The 21,521-nt window shown below is 67.0% G+C and carries 18 protein-coding genes; 9 read left to right on the plus strand and 9 right to left on the minus strand.

Going from position 1 to position 21,521, the window contains the following annotated elements; all coding sequences use genetic code 11:
• Nucleotides 1–10 precede the first annotated feature (10 nt).
• Nucleotides 11–562, minus strand: coding sequence for a 1,6-anhydro-N-acetylmuramyl-L-alanine amidase AmpD (ampD, locus tag C8E02_RS17620; RefSeq protein WP_245961104.1), 552 nt, complete (start codon nt 560–562; stop codon nt 11–13).
• Between the two features lie 611 nt (nt 563–1,173).
• Between ampD and C8E02_RS07285 the strand changes: the two genes are divergently transcribed.
• The 3 genes from C8E02_RS07285 (at nt 1,174) to C8E02_RS07295 (ending at nt 4,513) form a co-directional block, all read left to right on the plus strand.
• Nucleotides 1,174–1,707: a hemerythrin domain-containing protein gene (locus tag C8E02_RS07285; protein WP_047965871.1), complete on the plus strand. Its 534-nt coding sequence runs from the start codon at nt 1,174–1,176 to the stop codon at nt 1,705–1,707.
• Nucleotides 1,708–1,972: 265 nt separating this feature from the next.
• Nucleotides 1,973–3,355 carry an argininosuccinate lyase gene (argH, locus tag C8E02_RS07290; RefSeq protein WP_120810393.1) on the plus strand — a complete coding sequence of 461 codons (1,383 nt, stop codon included), beginning with the start codon at nt 1,973–1,975 and terminating at the stop codon, nt 3,353–3,355.
• A 327-nt stretch (nt 3,356–3,682) separates the two neighbouring features.
• Complete coding sequence (locus C8E02_RS07295; RefSeq protein ID WP_120810274.1) at nt 3,683–4,513, plus strand: AraC family transcriptional regulator; 831 nt, start codon at nt 3,683–3,685, stop codon at nt 4,511–4,513.
• Here the strand turns inward: C8E02_RS07295 and C8E02_RS07300 are convergent, their stop codons facing one another.
• Both C8E02_RS07300 and C8E02_RS07305 read right to left on the minus strand, forming a co-directional pair.
• Complete coding sequence (locus C8E02_RS07300) at nt 4,514–5,092, minus strand: LysE family translocator (RefSeq protein WP_047965869.1); 579 nt, start codon at nt 5,090–5,092, stop codon at nt 4,514–4,516.
• Nucleotides 5,093–5,426: 334 nt separating this feature from the next.
• Nucleotides 5,427–6,215, minus strand: a complete 789-nt coding sequence (locus C8E02_RS07305; protein WP_170152124.1) for a substrate-binding periplasmic protein — start codon at nt 6,213–6,215, stop codon at nt 5,427–5,429.
• Nucleotides 6,216–6,396: 181 nt separating this feature from the next.
• Here C8E02_RS07305 and C8E02_RS07310 point away from each other — a divergent pair, with 181 nt between their 5' ends.
• A complete protein-coding gene (locus C8E02_RS07310; RefSeq protein WP_120810276.1) occupies nt 6,397–6,654 on the plus strand; it encodes a hypothetical protein in 258 nt (85 codons plus the stop codon).
• 43 nt (nt 6,655–6,697) lie between these two features.
• On the opposite strand, the gene C8E02_RS07315 is transcribed toward C8E02_RS07310, so the two are convergent.
• The 6 genes from C8E02_RS07315 to zwf all read right to left on the minus strand — a co-directional run bounded on the left by C8E02_RS07315 (nt 6,698) and on the right by zwf (nt 14,515).
• Nucleotides 6,698–8,308, minus strand: a complete 1,611-nt coding sequence (locus C8E02_RS07315) for a methyl-accepting chemotaxis protein (protein WP_120810277.1) — start codon at nt 8,306–8,308, stop codon at nt 6,698–6,700.
• Nucleotides 8,309–8,681: 373 nt separating this feature from the next.
• Entirely contained in the window at nt 8,682–10,328 is a 1,647-nt protein-coding gene (gene pgi, locus C8E02_RS07320; protein WP_047965865.1) for a glucose-6-phosphate isomerase, read from the minus strand.
• Nucleotides 10,329–10,385: 57 nt separating this feature from the next.
• Entirely contained in the window at nt 10,386–11,237 is an 852-nt protein-coding gene (gene hexR / locus C8E02_RS07325) for a transcriptional regulator HexR (protein WP_120810278.1), read from the minus strand.
• Nucleotides 11,230–12,216, minus strand: a complete 987-nt coding sequence (locus tag C8E02_RS07330; RefSeq protein ID WP_120810279.1) for a glucokinase — start codon at nt 12,214–12,216, stop codon at nt 11,230–11,232. Before C8E02_RS07330 ends, hexR begins: the two co-directional genes overlap by 8 nt.
• A complete protein-coding gene (gene pgl / locus C8E02_RS07335; RefSeq protein WP_120810280.1) occupies nt 12,197–12,874 on the minus strand; it encodes a 6-phosphogluconolactonase in 678 nt (225 codons plus the stop codon). The genes C8E02_RS07330 and pgl overlap by 20 nt, the downstream gene beginning before the upstream one ends.
• A 168-nt stretch (nt 12,875–13,042) precedes the next feature.
• Complete coding sequence (gene zwf, locus C8E02_RS07340) at nt 13,043–14,515, minus strand: glucose-6-phosphate dehydrogenase (RefSeq protein WP_120810281.1); 1,473 nt, start codon at nt 14,513–14,515, stop codon at nt 13,043–13,045.
• A 253-nt stretch (nt 14,516–14,768) separates the two neighbouring features.
• On the opposite strand from zwf, the gene edd reads away from it, so the two are divergent.
• From edd to C8E02_RS07365, 5 genes are all read left to right on the plus strand, one after another.
• Nucleotides 14,769–16,607, plus strand: a complete 1,839-nt coding sequence (gene edd, locus C8E02_RS07345) for a phosphogluconate dehydratase (protein WP_120810282.1) — start codon at nt 14,769–14,771, stop codon at nt 16,605–16,607.
• 131 nt (nt 16,608–16,738) lie between these two features.
• Complete coding sequence (locus C8E02_RS07350) at nt 16,739–17,365, plus strand: bifunctional 4-hydroxy-2-oxoglutarate aldolase/2-dehydro-3-deoxy-phosphogluconate aldolase (RefSeq protein WP_120810283.1); 627 nt, start codon at nt 16,739–16,741, stop codon at nt 17,363–17,365.
• Nucleotides 17,366–17,781: 416 nt separating this feature from the next.
• Entirely contained in the window at nt 17,782–18,465 is a 684-nt protein-coding gene (locus tag C8E02_RS07355) for a response regulator transcription factor (protein ID WP_120810284.1), read from the plus strand.
• A gap of 11 nt (nt 18,466–18,476) precedes the next feature.
• The gene (locus C8E02_RS07360) at nt 18,477–19,892 is read left to right on the plus strand and encodes a sensor histidine kinase (RefSeq protein WP_120810285.1); all 1,416 of its coding nucleotides are present in this window, start codon (nt 18,477–18,479) and stop codon (nt 19,890–19,892) included.
• 302 nt (nt 19,893–20,194) lie between these two features.
• Complete coding sequence (locus C8E02_RS07365) at nt 20,195–21,439, plus strand: ABC transporter substrate-binding protein (RefSeq protein WP_120810286.1); 1,245 nt, start codon at nt 20,195–20,197, stop codon at nt 21,437–21,439.
• The last annotated feature ends 82 nt before the right edge of the window (nt 21,440–21,521 follow it).

The following is a 21,521-nucleotide window of genomic DNA, read 5'->3' on the forward strand; positions in this document are numbered from 1 at the left end:
CGCCAAAGACTCAGTTCTCCGGCAGCGCTCGCCCCACTGCTGCGGCCAACCTTGGCCAGTCGAAGTACGGCCCCGGATCGGTCTTGCGCCCCGGCGCGATGTGCTGGTGGCCGGTAATGGCCTCAATGCCGCACTCGCGCTGCAACAGCCGCGCCAGCGCCGCCAGCGTGCGGTACTGCGCGTGGCAGAACGGCTCGAAATCGCAGCCTTCCAGCTCGATGCCGAGCGCGAAGTCATTGCAGCGCTCGCGCCCGCGCCACTGCGACACCCCGGCGTGCCAGGCGCGCTGGCGGGTGGACACGAACTGCAGCAGGCGGCCGTCGCGGCGGATGAAGAAGTGCGCCGACACCCGCAGGTGGGCGATGGTGGCGTAGTAGGGATCGGCCGCCGGATCGAGGCGATTGCCGAACAGTTGCGCCACGCCGTCGCCGCCGTAGCGGTACGGCGGCAGGCTGATATTGTGGATAACCAGCAGCGGCACCGCCGGCTGTGGATAATTGTCGCAGTTGGGCGACGACAGCTGTTGCGCCTCCTTGACCCAGCCGTCGGCGTCCAGCGTCAGCAGCAGCTCACTGTCATCGCGCTGCCAGCGCAGCGTGGTCAGCGCCAGCCCGTCCGCGGCGGCGAAGTCGCGCACGCGCACGAAACCGGCCTTGTGATAGCAGCGCAGCGCCGCGCGGTTGGCCTGCGCGCTACTGACCGTGGCGATGGTTTCACCGGCCAGTGCGGCGGTGAGCAGGCGCCCGGCCCAGCCCTCGCCCAGTCGCGTCGGCGCTACCAGTGTACGCACGATGTCGAGGCTGCCGTCGTCGCCACGGCCGCAGGCCAGCAGCGCGCACAGCTGCATCGCCTCGTCGTAGCCGGCAAGGATGTACAGTGGGCTGGCGGCGATGTCGGCGGCGCTGTGCCACAACCGCGGTAGCGGGTAGCCATCCAGCCACGCCACTTCCAGCGCATGGGCGGCGTCGTGCAGCGCCAGCGCCGCGGCCAGGTTGGCCGCATCGTCGCGGCACAGTTCACGGATCAGGAACGGGACAGTCATCACTCGCCTGCAACAGAAAATATCAGCCGAGACTGTAATGCAAATCCCCGCCCGCCGCTTGAGACGGATCATGGGCAGCGACGCCGCCATGCACCATACTGAAACCATCCCACCGTTTTTTGGAGCATGCCATGCTGAGCCTGGACGCCCTCACCCGCGCGATCCCCGCGCCTTCCTTCGACGAACCGCTGGACATGCTGTACGCCTGTCACGACAAGGTGCGCCATTTTTGCGAGCAGCTGGACGCGCTGCCCGGCTACATCGCCAGCCACGGCCACAGCCACGCCGTGCTGAACACCATCGCCGGCATCGTGCGCTACTTCGAGCTCGCCGGCCCGGCGCACCATCAGGACGAGGAGCAGGAGCTGTTCCCGCTGATCGTGGCACGACAGCCGGACGCTGCCGCCAAGATCAAGCAGCTGCTGGCCGAGCACGGCTACCTGAACGCGCGCTGGTGCGCCATCCACGACCAGCTGCAGGCCTTCGGCCGCGGCGAGCTGGCGGAACTGGACGCCGCCGCCATCGCCGACTTCACCCGCCTGTACCGCGAACACGCGCAGCGCGAGGAGGACTGGCTGTTCCCGGTCGCCGGCCAGCTGATCAGCGAGGACGAGCTGCGCGACGCCGGCAAACGCATGGCGGCACGGCGCACCACGCCACGCTAAGAACCGGTACACGATCTGCTGCGACTGATCTCTAAATGGGGCGATACCGCGTTGAAAACGGCTTCGGCATGCTGGTTTATCTCCAGCTCAACGCCGCTGCCTCAGCCGTTTTCACCTTGTCTCGCGTGAGCGCGCGAGATCGTGAACACGCTCCAGGCGCGCAATCGAACGCTTGAAACCAGCCCGCCCTCGCCCTGATGGCGGGCTTTCCTTATAATCGTTGGCCAGACACGCCCTCCACGTACAAACCCGGGACATCATCACCATGCAAGACACGCACGCCTGGTCTGGCCGCTTCTCCGAGCCGGTCTCCGAGCTGGTCAAGAAATACACCGCTTCGGTCACCTTTGATAACCGTCTGGCCGAATTCGACATCGAAGGCTCGCTGGCCCACGCCGCGATGCTCAACAAGTGCGGTGTGCTGTCCGACGCCGACCTCGCCGCGATCCGCGACGGCATGGCCGCCATCATCGCCGACATCCGCGCCGGCAACTTCGAGTGGAGCGTGGACCTGGAAGACGTGCACATGAACGTCGAGCGCCGCCTCACCGACAAGATCGGCGACGCCGGCAAGCGCCTGCACACCGGCCGCTCGCGTAACGACCAGGTCGCCACCGACATCCGCCTGTGGCTGCGCGCGCAGATCGACACCATCGTCGGTTTCATCGCCGAGCTGCAGACCAGCCTGCTGGATCTGGCCGAGGCCAACGCCGACACCGTGATGCCGGGCTTCACCCACCTGCAAGTCGCCCAGCCGGTCACCTTCGGCCACCACATGCTGGCCTACGTCGAGATGCTGGGCCGCGACGCCGAGCGCATGACCGACTGCCGCAAGCGCGTGAACCGTCTGCCGCTGGGCGCCGCCGCGCTGGCCGGCACCACCTTCCCCATCGACCGCCACTACACCGCGCAGCTGCTGGGCTTCGACGACGTGTGCCACAACTCGCTGGACGCGGTATCCGACCGTGACTTCGCCATCGAATTCACCGCCGCCGCCAGCCTGGTGATGGTGCATTTGAGCCGCCTGTCGGAAGAGCTGATCCTGTGGATGAGCCCGCGCGTCGGCTTCATCGACATCGCCGACCGCTTCTGCACCGGCAGCTCCATCATGCCGCAGAAGAAAAACCCGGACGTGCCGGAGCTGGTGCGCGGCAAGAGCGGCCGCGTGGTCGGCCACCTGATCGCGCTGGTGACCCTGATGAAGGCGCAGCCGCTGGCCTACAACAAGGACAACCAGGAAGACAAGGAACCGCTGTTCGACACCGCCGACACCCTGATCGATACCCTGCGCATCTACGCCGACATGATGCGCGGCATCACGGTGAAGAAAGAGGCGATGCGCGCCGCGGTGCTGCAGGGCTTCGCCACCGCCACCGACCTCGCCGACTATCTGGTGAAGAAGGGCATGCCGTTCCGCGACAGCCACGAAGTGGTGGCGCTGACCGTACGCCACGCCGAGCTGCAGGGCGTGGACATTGCCGACCTCAGCCTGGAAAAACTGCGCGAGTTCAGCACGCTGATCGAAGCCGACGTGTTCACCGTGCTGACGCCGGAAGGCTCGCTGGCACAGCGCGACCACGTGGGCGGCACCGCGCCGAACCAGGTGCGCGCGCAGATCGCCCGTCACCGCGCCCGTCTGGCCGGCTAAGCGGCTTGCGGCCAACCTTGCGCCGCCCGCATGAACAACAAGGCCGGAATCATCCCGGCCTTGTTGTTTTCCAGCGCCAGCGCCAACCCCGCTTGCCAAGTCAAGGCCGCCGGGAAGAAACCGGCCGCCACGGCCAGGAACCGCCTTGCCGGCCAATGCGTGAGGGATGCCTACCCAGGCTGAGCCAGTGCCACCTCACCGGGCCGACCAAAGACCGGCGCCGCAAAACACGACAACAGATGCGGCCACCCTGTAGCGGTTCTGTTGTTTTTGTGCCGGAGCAAGCTATGCTGTTCGTGTTCAATGTCCAACAGAAGTGACGCAACGATGGCGCAAACACGCCCGGCCCCACCGCAAGCATCCCGCTTCTGGCGTGATGACGCCCTGCCCTTCATCGAATCCCGCGACGTCGCGGACGGCCGCCAGGTCTGCTATGAAAAACACTCGCACGAGACGTTCTCGCTGGGCGTGATTGATGGCGGCCACAGCCACTACCTGAACGGCAACAAGCGGCACGAGATCGCCGCCGGCAGTGTACTGATGATGAATCCGGGCGAGGTGCACGCCTGCGCGCCCGTTCGCGGCGCCGGCTGGGCGTATCGCATGCTGTATGTGGACCAGGACTGGCTGGGGGCACGGCAGGCCGAGCTGGGGCTGTCGCCGCATGGCGACTTCCAGCCGCTGGCTTGCCAGCTCAGTACCGACCCTCGCCTGTATGCCGCGTTTACCCGTTTTCACGCCGTGCTAACCGCCGCCGATAGCGAACAGCTACTGAAGGAAAGCGTCGCCGTACAGTTCTTCAGCGAGGCCTTGGCCGCCTTGGCCCATGGCAAGCTGCCAAGGCCTGGCGCACCGGACAAACTGGCGCGGGCCGCCGACTTCATCCACAGCCACGCGACCGAGTCCTTGACGCTGCAGCAGATCTGCGCGGCAGCCTCGCTGTCACCGTCCTACCTGATCCGTGCCTTCAGCCAGCACTATCACATGACACCGCACGCCTATCTGCTCAACTGCCGTATCCAGCATGCAAGACGTCTGCTGCGTGACCGGCAGCCGCTGGCGGAAGTCGCGCACGCCAGCGGCTTTGCCGACCAGGCGCATTTCCAGCGTGTGTTCAAACGCCTCACCGCCGTCACGCCAGGCCATTACCGGCGCTGATCAGAACAGCAAGACCGTGCTCAGCAACAGCAAGACCGCCAGCAAACGGTTCAGCAGCCGGATACGGGCGGCAGAGTGCAGATATTGCCCCAGCGCCGCGCCGGCATAAGCCCAGCAGGCCAGCGAGAGATAGCAGATCGCCCAGTACAGCGCGCTGAATTGCCAGACCAGCAGGCTGTCACCACCGGCAAAGGCCCCCATGCCGGCCACCGCTGCCAGCCAGGCCTTCGGGTTCAGCCATTGCATCAGGGCACCCTGCCAGTACGACGGCGCCTGCCCGGCACGCTGGTCTCCCAGTGCGCCATCCGCGCGGAACAGCTTCCAGGCCATATACAGCAGAAAAGCAGCACCGGCCCACTTGATGGCGGTGGTCACCAGCGGCCAACGGGTCAGCACCTCGTGCAGACCGAGGCCGATCAACAGCAGTAACAGGGTAAATCCCATGGTGGCGCCGGTGACATGCCGCAGGCTGGCACGAAAACCGTACTGCACACCGTGGGCCAGGCCCAGCAGATTCACCGGGCCCGGAGAAATGGAGGCCGCCAGCGCAAACAAGGACATCGACAGATACAGGCTCATGGGTTGCTTCCCGTGGATGAAAGAGCCTGCAGCGTAAGAAATCCGGTTTGACCGGTATTGAACGAAATGACCCTGTTGACCGCCATGCCTCGCCAACAGCCCTACCGGTGATCGCGGCAAAGGCGTGCAGCGTGCCGGAACCGAAGCCGTGCAACAGGCAGACGCCCGGTCTGCAGCCCCCCCCTGCGCAGGAAGCTCAGGGCAAGCGAACGGCACGGCAAGCCACCCGCCACCGCGCCCGCTTGGCCGGGTCAATCCGATCGCCCGACTCCACTTATCACGACAAAAAGCCGACGCCCGCGCGTCGGCTTTTTTGCGGCCAACCCTGGCCGAGTCAGTGATTGAGGTAGATCGCCATACGCCGCTGCAGCAGCGCGTCGCGCTGGCGCGCCACCTGCTGCCACATGCACTGCACCAGCTGCGGCTGGCGCGCGGCGAACTGGCGGCTGAACGGCATGAAGTAGTCCTTGCTCACCAGCGGCTGCGGCAGCGCGCGCACCGCGAGCTTCGGATGCGTCGCCAGATAGCCGGCGGCCAGCAGGTCCTGGATCGCGTAGGCGTCGATGCGCCCGGCCTGCAGCTTGTTGAAGTTGCTGCCGACATTGAGCGCGGTTTCCACCTTGATCTGCAGGCGTTCCAGATCCTTGATCACCGACCAGCCGATATTGCTGCCCACCACCGCCTGCGACGGGGTCAGCCGCTCGCCGTCCCACGCCAGCAGGCTGTCATTGCGCACGAACAGCACGTAGCGCAGCGTGCTCATGCGCTGGCGGCCGTCGGGCTGGCCGTCGCGCAGCGGGTAGACCGCGAACTGCGCGCGTTCCTCGTTGTAGGACAGCAGCAGCGCCGCGTTGGCGCTGCCGCTTTTCAGGCTCTGCAGCATGCGCAGCCCCGGCTGGCGCAGCAATTGCAGCTCGACACCGCAGGCTTTCGCCGCGCGCTGCGCCAGCTCCACGGCAAGGCCGGGCTGCGGCGCGAAACTGTCGCCCTCGCCGATGACGTAGGGCGGCGACGCCTGGTCCATGGCAACGATGGTCAGCGGCACGCGCGTGCCGGCCGCCACCGCCGCCAGCGGCAGGCCGCACAGCAGCCCCAGCCAGCCGCCCAGCCATCTCCAGTTCATTCCGTGTCGCATCCCGTGTCCGTCCTCGCCATGGCCGCTCATGATGGCATCGCCGGGTGACAATGCCATGACCAGCATAGCGCAACTACCGGTATTTCATTTTTGACCGGCAACAACCATAGTGTAGCCAGGCTCCGCAACGGCGCCCAGCCCAAACCTTCCCCTCCCGAAAGGACACACCATGCGCCACCTTCTGCTGCTGCTCACCCTTGCGCTGTTCTCCGGCCCGCTGCTGGCCGCCAATCCGGCCTGCGAAAAAATGGCCACCGAGAAAAAACTCGCCGGCGCCGCCAAAAACAGTTTCATGAAGAAGTGCGAACGCGAACAGCCGGGCAACGCGCAAGCCATGTGCGACGGCAAGGCTGCCGAGAAGAAGCTGGCCGGTGCCGCCAAGAACAGCTTCGTGAAGAAGTGCCTGCGCGATAGCAGCGCCTCCTGAGTAGCGCGGCCGGTGACCGCTAACGGTCACCGGCCGGCCATGCCTACACGCGGAAGCGCGACACCGCCTGCTGCAGGTCTGCGGCCAACGTTTGCAGCCGCGCCGAGGCGCTGGTGGTGAAGCGTACCGAGGACTGCGTTTCCTCCACCACGTGCACCACCTGCTCCACGCTGCCGGCGATGCTGACTCCGGCCTGGCTCTGCTCGCTCATCGCCAGCGCCACGTTGCGGAAGCGCTCCAGCGTGTCGCCGACCTTGTCGTCGATCTGGCCCAGCGCGCCGGCCAGCTGCGTCACCTGCTGCACGCCGTCCTCCACCAGCGGCGCGATCTGTTCCATCGCGCCGGACACCCCGGCGGTCTCCTGCACCACGCTGTGGATAATGCTGGAAATCTCGCTGGTGGCCTGCGCGGTGCGTTCCGCCAGCTTGCGTACCTCGTCCGCCACCACCGCGAAACCGCGCCCCAGCTCGCCGGCCCGCGCCGCCTCGATCGCCGCGTTCAGCGCCAGCAGATTGGTCTGGTCGGCGATGTCGCGGATGGTGTCGGCGATGCCGCTGATGCTGCGCGTGCGCTCGCTCAGCGACAGCACGCGGCCGGAAGCATCGCTGACCTCGCCGGCAATGCCGCGGATGCTGGACACCACGCCTTGCGCCACGCCCAGCCCCTGCTGCGCCAGTTGTGCCACGCCGCGCGAATCGACCTCGGTCTGCCGCGCACTGTCGGACACGTGGTCGATGCTCACCGACAGCTGCTCGATCGCCGCCGCCGCCGCGGTGGTGGAATCGTTGGCGGTGCTGGACACCGTGTCCAGCCGCTGCATCTGCTCGCCCAGCGCGGCGGCGGTGTCGCCCAGCTGCGCGGCGGAGTCGCTGATCTGCGCGATCATCTCGCGCAGCTTCTGCTGCATCGCCGCCATCACGAACAGCAGGCTGTGCGGCTTGCCGTTGTGGCGGATGGTCTGGTTGAGGTCGCCGGCGGCGATCGCCTCCACCACCGCCACCGCGTAGGCCGGCTCACCGCCGAGCGAGCCGATGATGCGGCGCGACATGGTCAGCGCCAGCGCCGCCAGCACCACCAGTACCACGGCCGCCAGCGCCAGCAGCAGCGAGGCATTGCGCCAGAAGGTGGCCGCGATGTCGTCGACGAAGATGCCGGTGCCCACCATCCAGCCCCACGGCTCGAAGCGCACCACGCCGTTGAGCTTGGGCACCTGCTGGTCCGAGCCCTTGCGCGTGGTGTAGATCTCGGTGATGCCGTACTTGGCCGTGCGCAATGCCTCGTTGTAGGCGTCCACCGTGGTGCGTCCGTCCGGCAGCTTGGAGCCGAGGTCGACCTTGCCGATGCGGTCGGCCTTCACGTGCACCTGCATCACGTTGTCCTTGTCGCGGGCGAAGTAGTACACGTCGTCCACCGTCAGCATCGCCAGCGCCTGCCGCGCCTGCTGCTGCGCGTCGGCCTGGCTCAGCCGCCCCTGCTGCGCCGCGGCGGCGTAGTGGCCGAGCACCCCTTCCGCCATGCGCAGCTGGTTGACGATGAAGGCCTGTTTTTCCTCGTACAGCGACTGGCGGATGCTGTGCAGCGACAGCCCGGCCAGCAGCAGCAATCCGATAAAGCTGGCCAGGATGATGACGGCCAGCCGGGTAGAAACGCGCATGATGATTTCCTTGCAAACAAAGACGGAGGGGCGGGCCGGCAGGCGGCCCGCGCAGACAACTCGCGGCCCAGACTAGCAGCGCCGCCTTACAAAGCGCTGACAACGGCTTGGTAATATTGCGGCTTGCCAGCCGCCGCGCGTCGCCCTTTGCGGCCAACGTCATAACCTTGGCTCAGCATAGCCGGCCGTTGTCATGAAGCAAGGCTGGCATGGCGGCCGCGACGGCAAGAGCATGCTAGTGCCGCCCTTGGCCGCCCCACCATTGGGGAGTTCCGCATTGCGGCTTTCCCTCGTCCACGTCCGCGGCGGCCATAAAAAAACCGGAGCGCGAGGCTCCGGTTGGTGTGGCTGCCGCCGGCTGACGGCGGGCGCTTTACTGCGCGTTGGCGCGGCGGTAGCGCTCGATCAGCGCCTTGGTCGAGCTGTCGTGCGGTGCCGATTTCAGCTTGCCGGCCAGCTCGGCGTGGATGGTCTTCGCCAGCTGCTTGCCCAGCTCCACCCCCCACTGGTCGAAGCTGTTGATGTGCCAGATCACGCCCTGCACGAAGATCTTGTGCTCGTAGGCGGCGATCAGCGAGCCGAGGTTGCGCGGATCGAGGCGGTCCATCAGCAGGGTGTTGGTCGGGCGGTTGCCGGCGAACACCTTGTGCGGCACCAGCGCCTCCAGCGCCGCGCCCTTCAGCCCCTGCGCCTCCAGCTCGGCGCGCGCCTCGTCCGCGGTCTTGCCGCGCATGAACGCCTCCGCCTGCGCGAACACGTTGGCGAGCAGGATCTCGTGGTGGCCGGGCAGGCTGGAGCTGTTCTGCAGCGAGCAGATCAGGTCGATCGGCGAAATGTGGGTGCCCTGGTGCAGCAGCTGGAAGAACGCGTGCTGGCCGTTGATGCCGGTCTCGCCCCAGATGATCGGCGCGGTCTCGAAGTCCACCGGATTGCCGTCGAGCATGGTCTGCTTGCCGTTGGACTCCATGTCCAGCTGCTGGATGAAGGCCGGCAAGCGGTGCAGGTATTGATCATATGGCGCGATCACGTGGCTGCCGCCGCCGTAGTAGTTGATGTACCAGATGCCGATCATCGCCAAGAGCACCGGCATGTTCTGCTCGAACGGCGCGTTGGCGAAGTGCTGATCCATGATGTGGGCGCCGTTGAGCAGCTCGGTGAAGTTCTCTTCGCCCAGATACAGCATGATCGGCAGCCCGATCGCCGACCACAGGCTGTAGCGACCGCCGACCCAATCCCAGAACTCGAACATATTGGCCGGGTCGATGCCGAAGTCGGCGACGGCTTTCTTGTTGGTGGACACCGCCACGAAGTGCTTGGCCACCGCTTTTTCGTCGCGCGCGCGCGCCACGAACCAGTCGCGCGCGGTCAGCGCGTTGGTCAGCGTTTCCTGGGTGGTGAAGGTCTTGGATTCCACCACGAACAGCGTGGTCTCCGGGTGCACCTTCTTCAGCGTTTCCTTCAGCTGCGCGCCGTCGACGTTGGACACGAAGTGCATGTTCATGCGCGGGTGGCCGAACGGCTTCAGCGCACTACAGACCATCAGCGAGCCGAGATCCGAGCCGCCGATGCCGATGTTGACGATGTCGGTGATCGGCTGGTGGGTGTAGCCCAGCCACTCACCGGAACGCACCGCGTGCGCGAACTTGCCCATCCGCGCCAGCACCGAGTTCACCTTCGGCATCACGTCCTCGCCGTCGACCAGGATCGGCGAGTTGGTGCGGTTGCGCAGCGCCACATGCAGCGCGGCGCGGTTCTCGGTGCGGTTGATCTTCTCGCCCTTGAACATCGCCTTGATGCGCGCCGGCAGCCCGGCTTCGCGCGCCAGCGCCATCAGCCCCTGCAGCGAGGTGTCGGTGATGCGGTTTTTGGAGTAGTCCAGGAACAGGCCGCCCACTTCCAGTGAGTAGCGTTCGGCACGCTGCGGATCGCTGTCGAACAGCTCGCGCATGTGCAGGTTTTTGGCGTCGTTGAAGTGGTCCCACAGGGCGTGCCAGGCGGGAAGCTGGGTCAGCGTGCTCATGTTGTCTCCGGGTGTGTCTGGGGCTTCAGCCCCGGTTGCGGCCAACCTTGGGGCGGCTCATTCGTCGTCGTGTTCACTGCGCAGCCGTTTTTGCCGCAGGCTGCGTTTGGCTTTTTCCAGTTGCGTCACCAGGCCGGGGCCGCGCTTGAGCGCGACGCCGACCGTCAGAATGTCAATGATCACCAGGTGCAGGATGCGCGACAGCATCGGGCTGTAGGTTTCGCTGTCTTCCGGCGCATCCACCGCCAGCGTCACCGTGGCGCGTTCGGCCAGCGGCGTGTCCGGCACGGTGATGGCGATGACCTTGGCGCCACCCTCCAGCGCCACGTCCACCGCGTCCATCAGCTCGCGAGAGCGGCCGGAGCTGGAGATGGTGACCAGCACGTCGTCCGGGGTCAGTACCGAGGCGGCCATGATCTGGATGTGGCTGTCGGCGTAGGCGACGGTGGGGATGCCGAAGCGGAAGAACTTGTGCTGCGCGTCGGCGGCGATGATGCCGGAGTTGCCGAGGCCATAGAACTCGATGCGGCGGGCGTGGGCCAGCAGCTCCACCGCCTCGTCCACCGCCTGCGGGTTGACCTCGTTGCGGCACTTCAACAGCGCGGTGACGGTGTTGTCGAACACCTTGGCGGTAATCTCCGACACCGGGTCTTCCGGGCGCACGCTGGAGTGGACAAAGGGCACGCCGCCGACCAGGGTGCCGGCCAGCTTCAGCTTGAAGTCGGACAGGCCGGAGAAGCCCATGCTGCGGCAGAAGCGGATCACCGTCGGCTGGCTGACGCCGGCGCTGGCGGCGATGTCCGACACCGCCGACTGCATCACGGTATACGGCTGCGCCAGCACCTGTTCGGCGACGCGACGTTCGGCACCGGACAGGGTATCCAGCTCGGCACGGATTTTCTCAAGCATCACGTTCTCCCAGATGTTCGCGCAGCGCGGCCTGCACCCCGGTCAGCGCCGGGTAGGCGCTGTGGATCACGTACACCGGCAACGCGCGGGTGTAGTCGCGGAAGCGGCCCTTGGCCTCGAAGCGGGCGCGGAACGGCGACTGTGCGAACAGCTCGCCAAAGCGCGGCACGATGCCGCCGCCGATGTAGACGCCGCCGACCGCACCCAGCGTCACCGCCAGGTTGGCCGCAGCGTTGCCGAGCATGCCGCAGAACAGCGCCAGCGTCTGCGCGCAGCGCGGGCAGGTGCCGGACAGGCCGCGCTCGCTGATCGCCGCCGCCGGCAGCTGGCCGGCGGCTTCGCCAGCGGCCTCCGCCAGCGCGTCATGGATCAGCTCCAACCCGGGGCCGGACAGGAAGCGCTCGGCGGACACGTGCTCGCCGAAACGGCGCTGCGCGTAGCGCCACAGCGCCACTTCTTCCTCGTTGCCGGGGGCGAAGGCGACGTGGCCGCCCTCGCCGGCGATCGCCACCCAGCCACCGCCGTGCGGCAGCAGGCCGGAGACGCCGAGGCCGGTACCGGCGCCGATCAGCGCCTTGGCGCCGTGGCGCGGCTCGCCGCCGCCGACCTGCACCAGCTCGTGCGGCGGCAGGAAAGGCAGCGACATCGCCAGCGCGGTGAAATCGTTGAGCAGCAGCAGCGTGGCAAAGCCCAGCTCGCGGCGGGTGGCCTCGATCGAGAACGCCCAGTGGTGGTTGGTCATCTGCACGTAGTCGCCGGTGACCGGATTGGCGATACCGATGGCGGCGTGGTGCACGGCGCGGGTGGCGGCGCGTTCCAGATAGCTGCGGATGGCGTCGACCAGCGTCGGGTAGTCCTTGCACGGCAACACGTCGATGTCTTCCAGCACCCCGGGTGCGGTTTCCAGCGCGAAGCGGGCATTGGTGCCGCCGATGTCGGCCAGGAGACGCGGGAAAGGATTAGGCTGCCCAGTAGACATGAAGCGGGTTCTCCGTTTGTTGCAGTAGATGGCTGACCGGCTGCGCCGCGCTCAGCGTGCGGCTGGCCTGTTCCAGCACCCGCCGCTTGTTGTCACCGGCAATCGCCAGATACAGCTTGCCGCTGCGCAGGATCTCGGCCAGCGTCATGCTGATGCGGGTGTGCGGCGCCACCGGTGGCACCACCGCCAGCAGCGCGGCCGGATTGGCCGGATCGAGGCCGGCGGCGAGGTTGGCGGCGTCGGGAAACAGCGACGCGGTATGGCCGTCGTCGCCCATGCCCAGCACCACCACGTCCGGGGTCTGCCACTGTGCCGCGGCCTGCGCCAGCTCGGCGTCAACGTTGGCCGCCGTGCTCACCAGCGGCAGGAACGTCGCGTCGGCGGCGCCGCCCTGCAGCAGGTGATCGCGCACCAGTGCGGCGTTGCTGTCGGCGTGACCGGGCGCGACCACGCGCTCGTCAACCAGGGTAACGCTAACGCGCGACCAGTCCAGTACCTCGGCGGACAGCGCCTGCAGGAACGGCACCGGCGAACGGCCGCCGGACACCGCCAGCACCGCGTGACCGCGGCGGCCGATGACGGCGGCGAGGTCGGCGGCGACGCGGCGGGCGAGCACCTCGGCCGCCGCCGCTTGCGATTCGAAAGCGTGGAACATCATCTCTGTGTCTCCGTTGCCTGCGCGCGGCTGTGTTGCCGCGCGTCTTGTTATCTATGAAAGCGGATGCCGGCACGGCTGACACGTCAGCCGCGCTGGCCCGGCCGCCGGCTGAAACGCTGCCGCGACCGGTGCTGGCGGCCAAGCCTGCGGCCGGCCGCTAGCCTGGCTTCAACACTCTTCGTGCCAGCTGATGCTGTCGCGGCTCAGCAGCGCGCTGGAGGCGGCCGGGCCCCAGCTGCCGGCGGTGTACTGCTTGGGCGGCGTGGTGCTGCGCGCCCAGTTGTCCATGATCGGTTCCACCCAGCGCCACGCTTCCACCAGCTCGTCGCGGCGCATGAACAGCGCCAGCTTGCCGCGGATCACGTCCAGCAGCAGGCGCTCGTAGGCGTCGGCGCGGCGCACCTTGAACGACTCGTGGAAATCGAGGTTGAGGTGTACCGGCTGCAGGCGCTGGGTATCGCCCGGCTCCTTGGCCAGGAAATACAGGCGGATGCTTTCTTCCGGCTGCAGGCGAATCACCAGCCGGTTGGCGGTGTTCAGCCCCAGCGGGCTGGGGAACAGCTGGTGCGGCACGTCGCGGAAATTGATCACGATCTCGGCCACCCGTTCCTGCATCCGCTTGCCAGTACGCAGGAAGAACGGCACGCCGGCCCAGCGCCAGTTGTCGATCTCGGCCTTGATGGCGACGAAGGTCTCGGTGTGGCTGGCGGCGGGGATGCCCTGCTCCTGCAGGTAGCCGACCACCGGCTGGCCACCGACGGCGCCGGCCTTGTACTGCGCGCGCACCGTCTTGTTGGCGACGTCCTGTTCGCTGAACGGACGCAGCGCCTTCAGCACCTTCAGCTTCTCGTCGCGCACCGCGTCGGCGCCGAGATTGGCCGGCGGCTCCATCGCCACGATGCACAACAGCTGCAGCAGGTGGTTCTGCACCATGTCGCGCAGCGCGCCGGTGTTGTCGTAGAAGTCGCCGCGGGTGCCGACGCCGAGGTCTTCGGCGATGGTGATCTGCACGTCGTGGATCCACTCGCGGCGCCACAGCGGCTCGAACAGCGCGTTGGCGAAGCGGATCGACAGCAGGTTCTGTACCGATTCCTTGCCCAGGTAGTGGTCGATACGGTACAGCTGCTCTTCCCTGAAGTGGCGCGCCACCGCTTCGTTGATCTCGTGCGACGACTCCAGGTCGTGGCCGAGCGGCTTCTCCAGCACCACGCGCACGCGGTCGTGGTTGAGGCCGACGGCGGCGAGGTTGTCGCAGATGCCCTCGAACAGGTCCGGCGCGGTGGCGAGGTAGCACACCGTCACCCGCTCGCCACCCTGCTGCAGCGCCGCGGCCAGACGCGGATAGTGCTCCGGCGTGGCGGCGTCGACCGTCAGGTAGTCCACCCGTGCGAGAAAGCCGCGCCAGGCGGCATCGGAGAAGCCCTCCTTGATGTGGACGCGTGCGCTCTTTTCCACCATCGCCAGATAGTCGTCGCGGCTCATGTCGCGGCGGCCCAGCGCCAGCAGGCGGCCCTCATCGTGCAGCAGGCCGGCGGCGTGCGCCTGGTATAGCGACGGCAGCAGTTTGCGCATCACCAGATCGCCGGTACCCCCGAACAGCACCATGTCGAATGCCGGGGTGTGCAGGTTTGTGTTCTCCATCCTGATTGTTCTCTCGCACAGTGAGTTGTGATGTAGTTATATTACCAAACGGTGGCGGCTTGTCTACGTGAAAACGCAGCCTGCCAAATCGACACACCCCACTGTTGCCGATCACCAACAACCCATCAAATACCTGATTTATATAAATATAAAGACATCAAAGCCGCCGGATTCCGCTTTTTTATCACGTAATGCCTTGCCAACACACTGTAGTAAAACTACCATTCAGACACACCAATCAGGGCCTACACCAATGAGTCTGCATCCCGTTCTTGCTGCCGTTACCCAGCGCATCATCGAGCGTAGCCGCGCCACCCGCGCCACTTATCTGGCCCAGGCCCACGCCGCCGTGCGCCAGGGCAAGGTCGAGCGCGCCCACCTGTCCTGTACCAACCAGGCGCACGCCTTTGCCGCGATGCCGGACGGGATCAAGATTCACCTGAAAGAGTCGGTGCGCCCCAACCTGGCCATCGTTACCTCCTATAACGACATGCTGTCGGCACACCAGCCGCTGGAAACCTTCCCGGCGCTGCTGAAAGACGAAGCGCTGAAGGCCGGCGCCACCGCGCAGGTGGCCGGCGGCGTGCCGGCAATGTGCGACGGCGTGACGCAGGGCTTCGAGGGCATGGAGCTGTCGCTGTTCTCGCGCGACGTGATCGCGATGAGCACCGCCATCGCGCTGTCGCACCAGATGTTCGACGCCGCGCTGTACCTCGGCGTCTGCGACAAGATCGTGCCCGGCCTGTTGATCGGCGCGCTGTCCTTCGGCCACCTGCCGGCGCTGTTCGTGCCGGCCGGGCCGATGACCACCGGCATCTCCAACGACGACAAGGCCAAGGTGCGCCAGCTGTTTGCCGAGGGCAAGGTTGGCCGCGACGCGCTGCTGGAGTCGGAGTCGGCGTCCTATCACGGTCCCGGCACCTGCACCTTCTACGGCACCGCCAACTCCAACCAGATGCTGATGGAGATCATGGGCCTGCACCTGCCCGGCGCCGCCTTCGTCAACCCGAATACCCCGCTGCGCGAGGCGCTGACCCGCCACGCCGCCCGTGTCGCCGCCGAGATCAGCGCGCAGGGCTCGCGCTTCACCCCGATTTGCGACGTGATCGACGAGAAAGCCATCGTCAACGGCATCGTAGGCCTGCTCGCCACCGGCGGCTCCACCAACCACACCCTGCACATCAATGCCATCGCCCGTGCCGCCGGCATCGATATCAACTGGGACGATTTCGACGAGCTGTCCGCGGTGGTGCCGCTGATCGTGCGCGCCTACCCCAACGGCAAGGCCGACGTGAACCACTTCCACGCCGCCGGCGGCATGGGCTTCGTGATCCGCGAGCTGCTGGATGCCGGCCTGCTGCACGACGACGTGACCACCGTGATGGGCAAGGGGCTGCGCGCGCACACCAGCGAAGCGTGGCTGGACGACGGCAAGCTGACCTGGCGCGCGGCGCCGGCAGCCAGCGGCGACGACGGCGTGCTGCGCACCGCGGCCAAGCCGTTCTCGCACGACGGCGGGCTGAAGGTGCTGACCGGCAACATCGGCCGCGCGGTGATCAAGGTCTCCGCGGTAAAAGCGGAACACCGCGTGGTGGAAGCGCCGGCGGTGGTGTTCCACGACCAGAACGAACTCTTGGCCGCCTTCAAGCGCGGCGAGCTGGAAAAGGACTTTGTCGCGGTGATCCGCTTCCAGGGCCCGCGCGCCAACGGCATGCCGGAGCTGCACAAGCTGACGCCGCCGCTGGGCGTGCTGCAGGAACGCGGCTTCAAGGTGGCGCTGGTCACCGACGGCCGCATGTCCGGCGCCTCCGGCAAGGTACCGGCCGCCATCCACGTGTCGCCGGAAGCGCTGCTGGGCGGCGACATCGGCAAGGTACGGAACGGTGACCTGGTGCGGCTGGATGCCAACAGTGGCGAGCTGAGCATCCTGGTGGATGCCGCCGAGTGGGCGGCACGCGAACGCGCTGCGGCCAACCTTGAACAACACCAGCACGGCGTCGGCCGCGACCTGTTCGCCGGCATGCGCCAGCAGGCCACCACCGCCGAGGAAGGCGCGATGACCTTCGCCCATCCGCTGTGGAGCAAGCCGTAAACGTATTTTTCACCACGGAAAACACGGAAGCCGCGCCCGGACAACACCGGCAGCAGCGGGCAGCGCGCCAGCGGCGCCGATACTTTCTGTGTAGTTCTGTGGTTTCTGTGGCAATCGAAAAGGATAGATAGATGGACGCACTGACTCTGCTACGCCAAGGCCCGGTTATGCCGGTGATCGTGGTCAACGACGCCGCGGTCGCGGTCGACCTCGCCCGCGCACTGGTCGCCGGCGGCATCCGCACCCTGGAAATCACGCTGCGCACCAAGGCGGCACTGGCGGCGATGCGCCGCATCCGCGACGAAGTGCCGGACGCCATCGTCGGCGCCGGCACCGTGCGCACCCGCGCCCACCTGGAAGCCGCGCTCGACGCCGGCGCCCAGTTCGGCATCAGCCCCGGCCTGACGCCGGAGCTGGCCGCCGCCGCGCGCGCGTCCGGCGTGCCGTTCATCCCCGGCGTGGCCACCCCGTCCGAGGCGATGCACGCGCAGGACGAAGGCTTCAACATCCTCAAGCTGTTCCCGGCCGAGGCGGTCGGCGGCATCAAGCTGCTGAAGGCGCTGGCCGGCCCGCTGCCGGAACTGCGCTTCTGCCCCACCGGCGGCATCGACATCAACAGCGCGCCGAACTACCTGGCGCTGCCCAACGTGCTGTGCGTCGGCGGCAGCTGGCTGACCCCGGACGACGCCATCGCCGCCCAGGACTGGGCGCGCATCACCGCGCTGGCGCAACAGGCCAGCGCGCTGGCGGTGCGTTAAGAGCCTGTTCAATGCCTGCTGCGCGTCGTGGAACGTTACACGGTGAGTACGCCTTCGGAATGCTCATTGACCCCATGTCAACTCCGCTTCCTCAGTCGTTTTCGCCTTGTCTCGCTCTAGCTCGCGAGACCTTGAACAGGTTCTAAGCCGCAGACCGACTCTCCCGTTTTTCACAAGGGCTTGCCGACTCTCCCCGGCAAGCCCTTTTTTTATGCAGCCGGCCGCTGCCACCAGAAGCACATCCGGGATCAACCAGAGCGGCTGATCCGGAGAATGGGGGTTCGCCGGATGCACTGCGCGTCTCCGGGTGATTAATGACCACACCACTCAAACCTTGCGGCCAACCTTTCCCCTCGCCAAAGCCGGCGCGAGCTTCTAACATCATGGCTTGTCTCAGCCCGCAGCCGGACCCCACCATGAAACTGTTCCTAGCCGAAGACGACGCCGTCCTCGCCGATGCCCTGCTCACCCGCCTGGGCCAGCTCGGCTTCAGCGTCAGCCACGCCGCCGACGGCCTCGCCGCGCAGCAGCAATTGCTGGCCGAGCCGTTCGACGCGGTGATCCTCGATATCGGCCTGCCCGGCCTCGACGGCCTGCAGGTGCTGCGCAACGTGCGCGTGCACCGCCCGGCGCTGCCCATCCTGCTGCTGACCGCGCTGGACAGCATGGAAGACCGCGTCGCCGGGCTGGACGCCGGTGCCGACGACTACTTGGTCAAACCCTTCGAATTCCCGGAGCTGGAGGCGCGCATCCGTGCGCTGCTGCGCCGCCACCGCGTCGCCGACAACGTGCGCGACGAGCTGCACTTCGGCCGCCTGCGGCTGGACCGCGGCGGGCAGCGCGCGTGGGCCGACCAGCAGGCGCTGGAATTGTCGGCGCGCGAGCTGCAGCTGCTCGACATCCTGATGGCCCATGCCGACCGCGTGGTGACCAAGGAGCAGATCGCCGGCGAGCTGTCCGGCGACGGCGAGGAAGTCGGCGCCAACGCGGTGGAGGTGTACGTGCACCGCCTGCGCAAGAAGCTGGACGGCAGCGGCGTCGGCATCCGCGCGGTGCGCGGGCTGGGCTACCTGCTGGCTCGGCTCGAGCCCGGCGCCTAAAGGTTGGCCGCATGAGCGCCGCCCGCCCCCGCCAGCTGTCGCTGCGCCGCCAGCTGCTGCTGTGGCTGCTGCTGCCGCAACTGGTGCTGTGGCTGGGCGCCGCTTTCCTCGCGCACAGCATGGCGATGAGCTACGCCGGCGAAGTGATCGACCGCTCGCTGGCCAAGTCCTCGCGCGCGCTGGCGCGACAGGTGAAACCGTTCGGCAACGGCTTCTACATCGACTTCCCGCAGGCGGCGCGCGAGATCCTGGAGCAGGATCCGGACGACCGCATCTACTACATGGTCAGCTCGCCGCCGGAGGCCTTCCTGCTCGGCGAGCCGGCGATGCCGCGACCGCCGGCCAGCCTGCAGCGCAAGCCGGGGGAAACCTTCTTCTACGATGGCCGCATCAAGCGGCTGGCGGTGCGCGTCGCCGCGCTGTACCTGCCGGCCGGCACCCCGGAGCGGCCGGAGCTGATGCTGGTGCAGGTGGCGAAAAGCCGGGCACTGAACGCCGAGCTGGCGCGCAAGATCCTGCGCGACATGGGCCTGCCGCTGCTGGCGGTGATGCTGCTGACCAGCGTGCTGGTGTGGGCCGGCATCAGCCGCGGCCTGTCGCCACTGCGCCACCTGCGCCGCAGCGTGGAAAACCGCTCGCCGCGTGACCTGGCGCCGATCGAGATCGACAACGCGCCGTCCGAGGTGCGCGCGCTGGCGCGCGCCATCAACGAGCTGCTGCACGAGGTCGACGGCCAGGTGGCGCAGCAGCGCCGCTTCATCGCCGATGCCGCCCACCAGCTGCGCACGCCGCTGGCGGGGCTGAAATCGCAGAGCGAGCTGGTGCGCGCCGAGCTGGCCGCCACACCCCCGGATGTCACCAGCGCCAGCCGCCAGCTGCAGCAGGTGGAAACCAGCGTCGCGCGCTCCATCCGCCTGATCAACCAGCTCTTGGCGCTGGCGCGCGCGGAGCCGGAGGCCGGGCTGCAGCTGGCGGCGCTGGACCTGCGCCAGCTGGCGCGCGAGGTCACCAGCGAGGCGGTGCCGCTGGCGCTGGCGCGCGATATCGACCTCGGCCTGGAGGCCGCCGACGATGCGCTGCCGGTCGCCGGCCACGGCGGCCTGCTGCGCGAACTGCTGGCCAACCTGATCGACAACGCCATCCAGTACACGCCGCCCGGCGGCGAGGTCACTGTCAAGCTGCTGCACGGTGCCGGCACGGTGACGCTGCAGGTGTGCGACAACGGCCCCGGCATTGCCGAGAGCGAACGCGAGCAGGTGTTCGCCCGCTTCTACCGCGGCCGCGCCGAAGGCCAGGGCAAGGGCTGCGGCCTCGGCCTTGCCATCGTGCAGGAAATCGCGCGCCGCCATCACACCCGCATCGTGCTGTCCGACAATCTGCCGCACGGCCTGGTCGCCAGCGTCGATTTCGCGTTGTTGCCGCACTAAAACGGCGCCGCCAATTTGCCGCGTGTGTAGTTGACACACTACAACGCTGCTTTTTGGTGCAACGCAGCAAACACGCCTACCAGCAAAGGCAAGCCTTTCGCCAATGTCATGACGCGGTGCACGATCCGCGCCCCGTTTCCTTACGCCATTCCCTCTCAATCCTTACACAAAACTTACGGTTGCCCGCTATAGTGCAGTCAATCCTGTGCGGCCGCCCCGGTGTGGGCGCCCTGCTGCCGGGACACCGTTATCCGCATCACAAAAAAATCCGTGCGGAGATCACAACACAGAAGGAGAGAGTTATGAAACTGAAACGTCTGAGTGCGGCCGTGCTGGCAGCCAGCCTGTTCCCTGTTGCCGCCCAGGCCGCCGACGTGGAAGTCCTGCACTGGTGGACCTCCGGTGGCGAAGCCAAATCCGTCGCCGAACTGAAAAAGATGATGAGCGCCCAGGGCGTGACGTGGAAGGATTTTGCCGTCGCCGGTGGCGGCGGTGACAACGCGATGACCGCGCTGAAGACGCGCGTGGTGTCCGGCAACCCGCCGACCGCCGCCCAGATCAAGGGCCCGGCGATCCAGGAGTGGGGCGCCGAAGGCGTGCTGGCCGACATCGATGCCGTAGCCCGCGCAGGCAACTGGGACAAGCAGCTGCCGCCGGTGGTCAGCCGCGTGATGAAGTACAAGGGCAAGTACGTGGCCGCACCGGTCAACGTACACCGCGTGAACTGGCTGTGGGCCAACCCGGAAGCGTTCAAGAAGGCCGGCGCCACGGTGCCGAAGACCTGGCCGGAATTCTTTGCCGCCGCCGACAAGCTGAAAAAGGCCGGCATCCAGCCTATCGCCCACGGCGGCCAGCCGTGGCAGGACGCCACCCTGTTCGAATCGGTGGCACTGGGCGTCGGCGGTGCCGACTACTACCAGAAGGCGTTCGTGAAGCTGGACAAGGCCACCCTCGCCGGCCCGACCACCGTCAAGGTGTTCGAAACCCTGGGCAAGGTGAAGACCTACATCGACAAGGGCGCCGCCGGCCGCGACTGGAACCTGGCCACCGCCATGGTGATCAACGGCAAGGCCGGCATGCAGTTCATGGGCGACTGGGCGAAGGGTGAATTCACCGCCGCCGGCAAGGTACCGGGCAAGGACTTCATCTGCACCGACGCACCGGGCACCCAGAATGCGTTCACCTTCAACATCGACAGCCTGGCGATGTTCCAGCAGAAAAACCCGGCTGCGGTACAGGCCCAGGCCAAGCTGGCCGCCACCGTGATGAGCCCGGCGTTCCAGGAAGTGTTCAACCTCAACAAGGGCTCGATCCCGGCCCGTCTCGACACGCCGATGGCCAAGTTTGACGACTGCGCCAAGAAGTCCAGCTTCGACATGAGCGCCGCATCCAAGGGCAGCAAGCTGGTGCCGAGCTTCGCCCACAAGATGGCGATGCCGTCCGCCACCGAAGGCGCGATGGTGGACGTGATCTCGCAGTTCATGAACTCCAGCATGACCGCGCAACAGGCCACCGAACGTCTGGCCCGTGCCGGCGCCGTGCGCTAAGAGCGTATTCACGATCTAGCGAGCTCGCGCGAGACAAGGCGAAAACGGTTGGGGAAGCGGAGTTTACAAGCAGTAAATGCGC

The organism is Vogesella indigofera, from assembly GCF_003633895.1.
GTDB classification, from domain to species: domain Bacteria; phylum Pseudomonadota; class Gammaproteobacteria; order Burkholderiales; family Chromobacteriaceae; genus Vogesella; species Vogesella indigofera.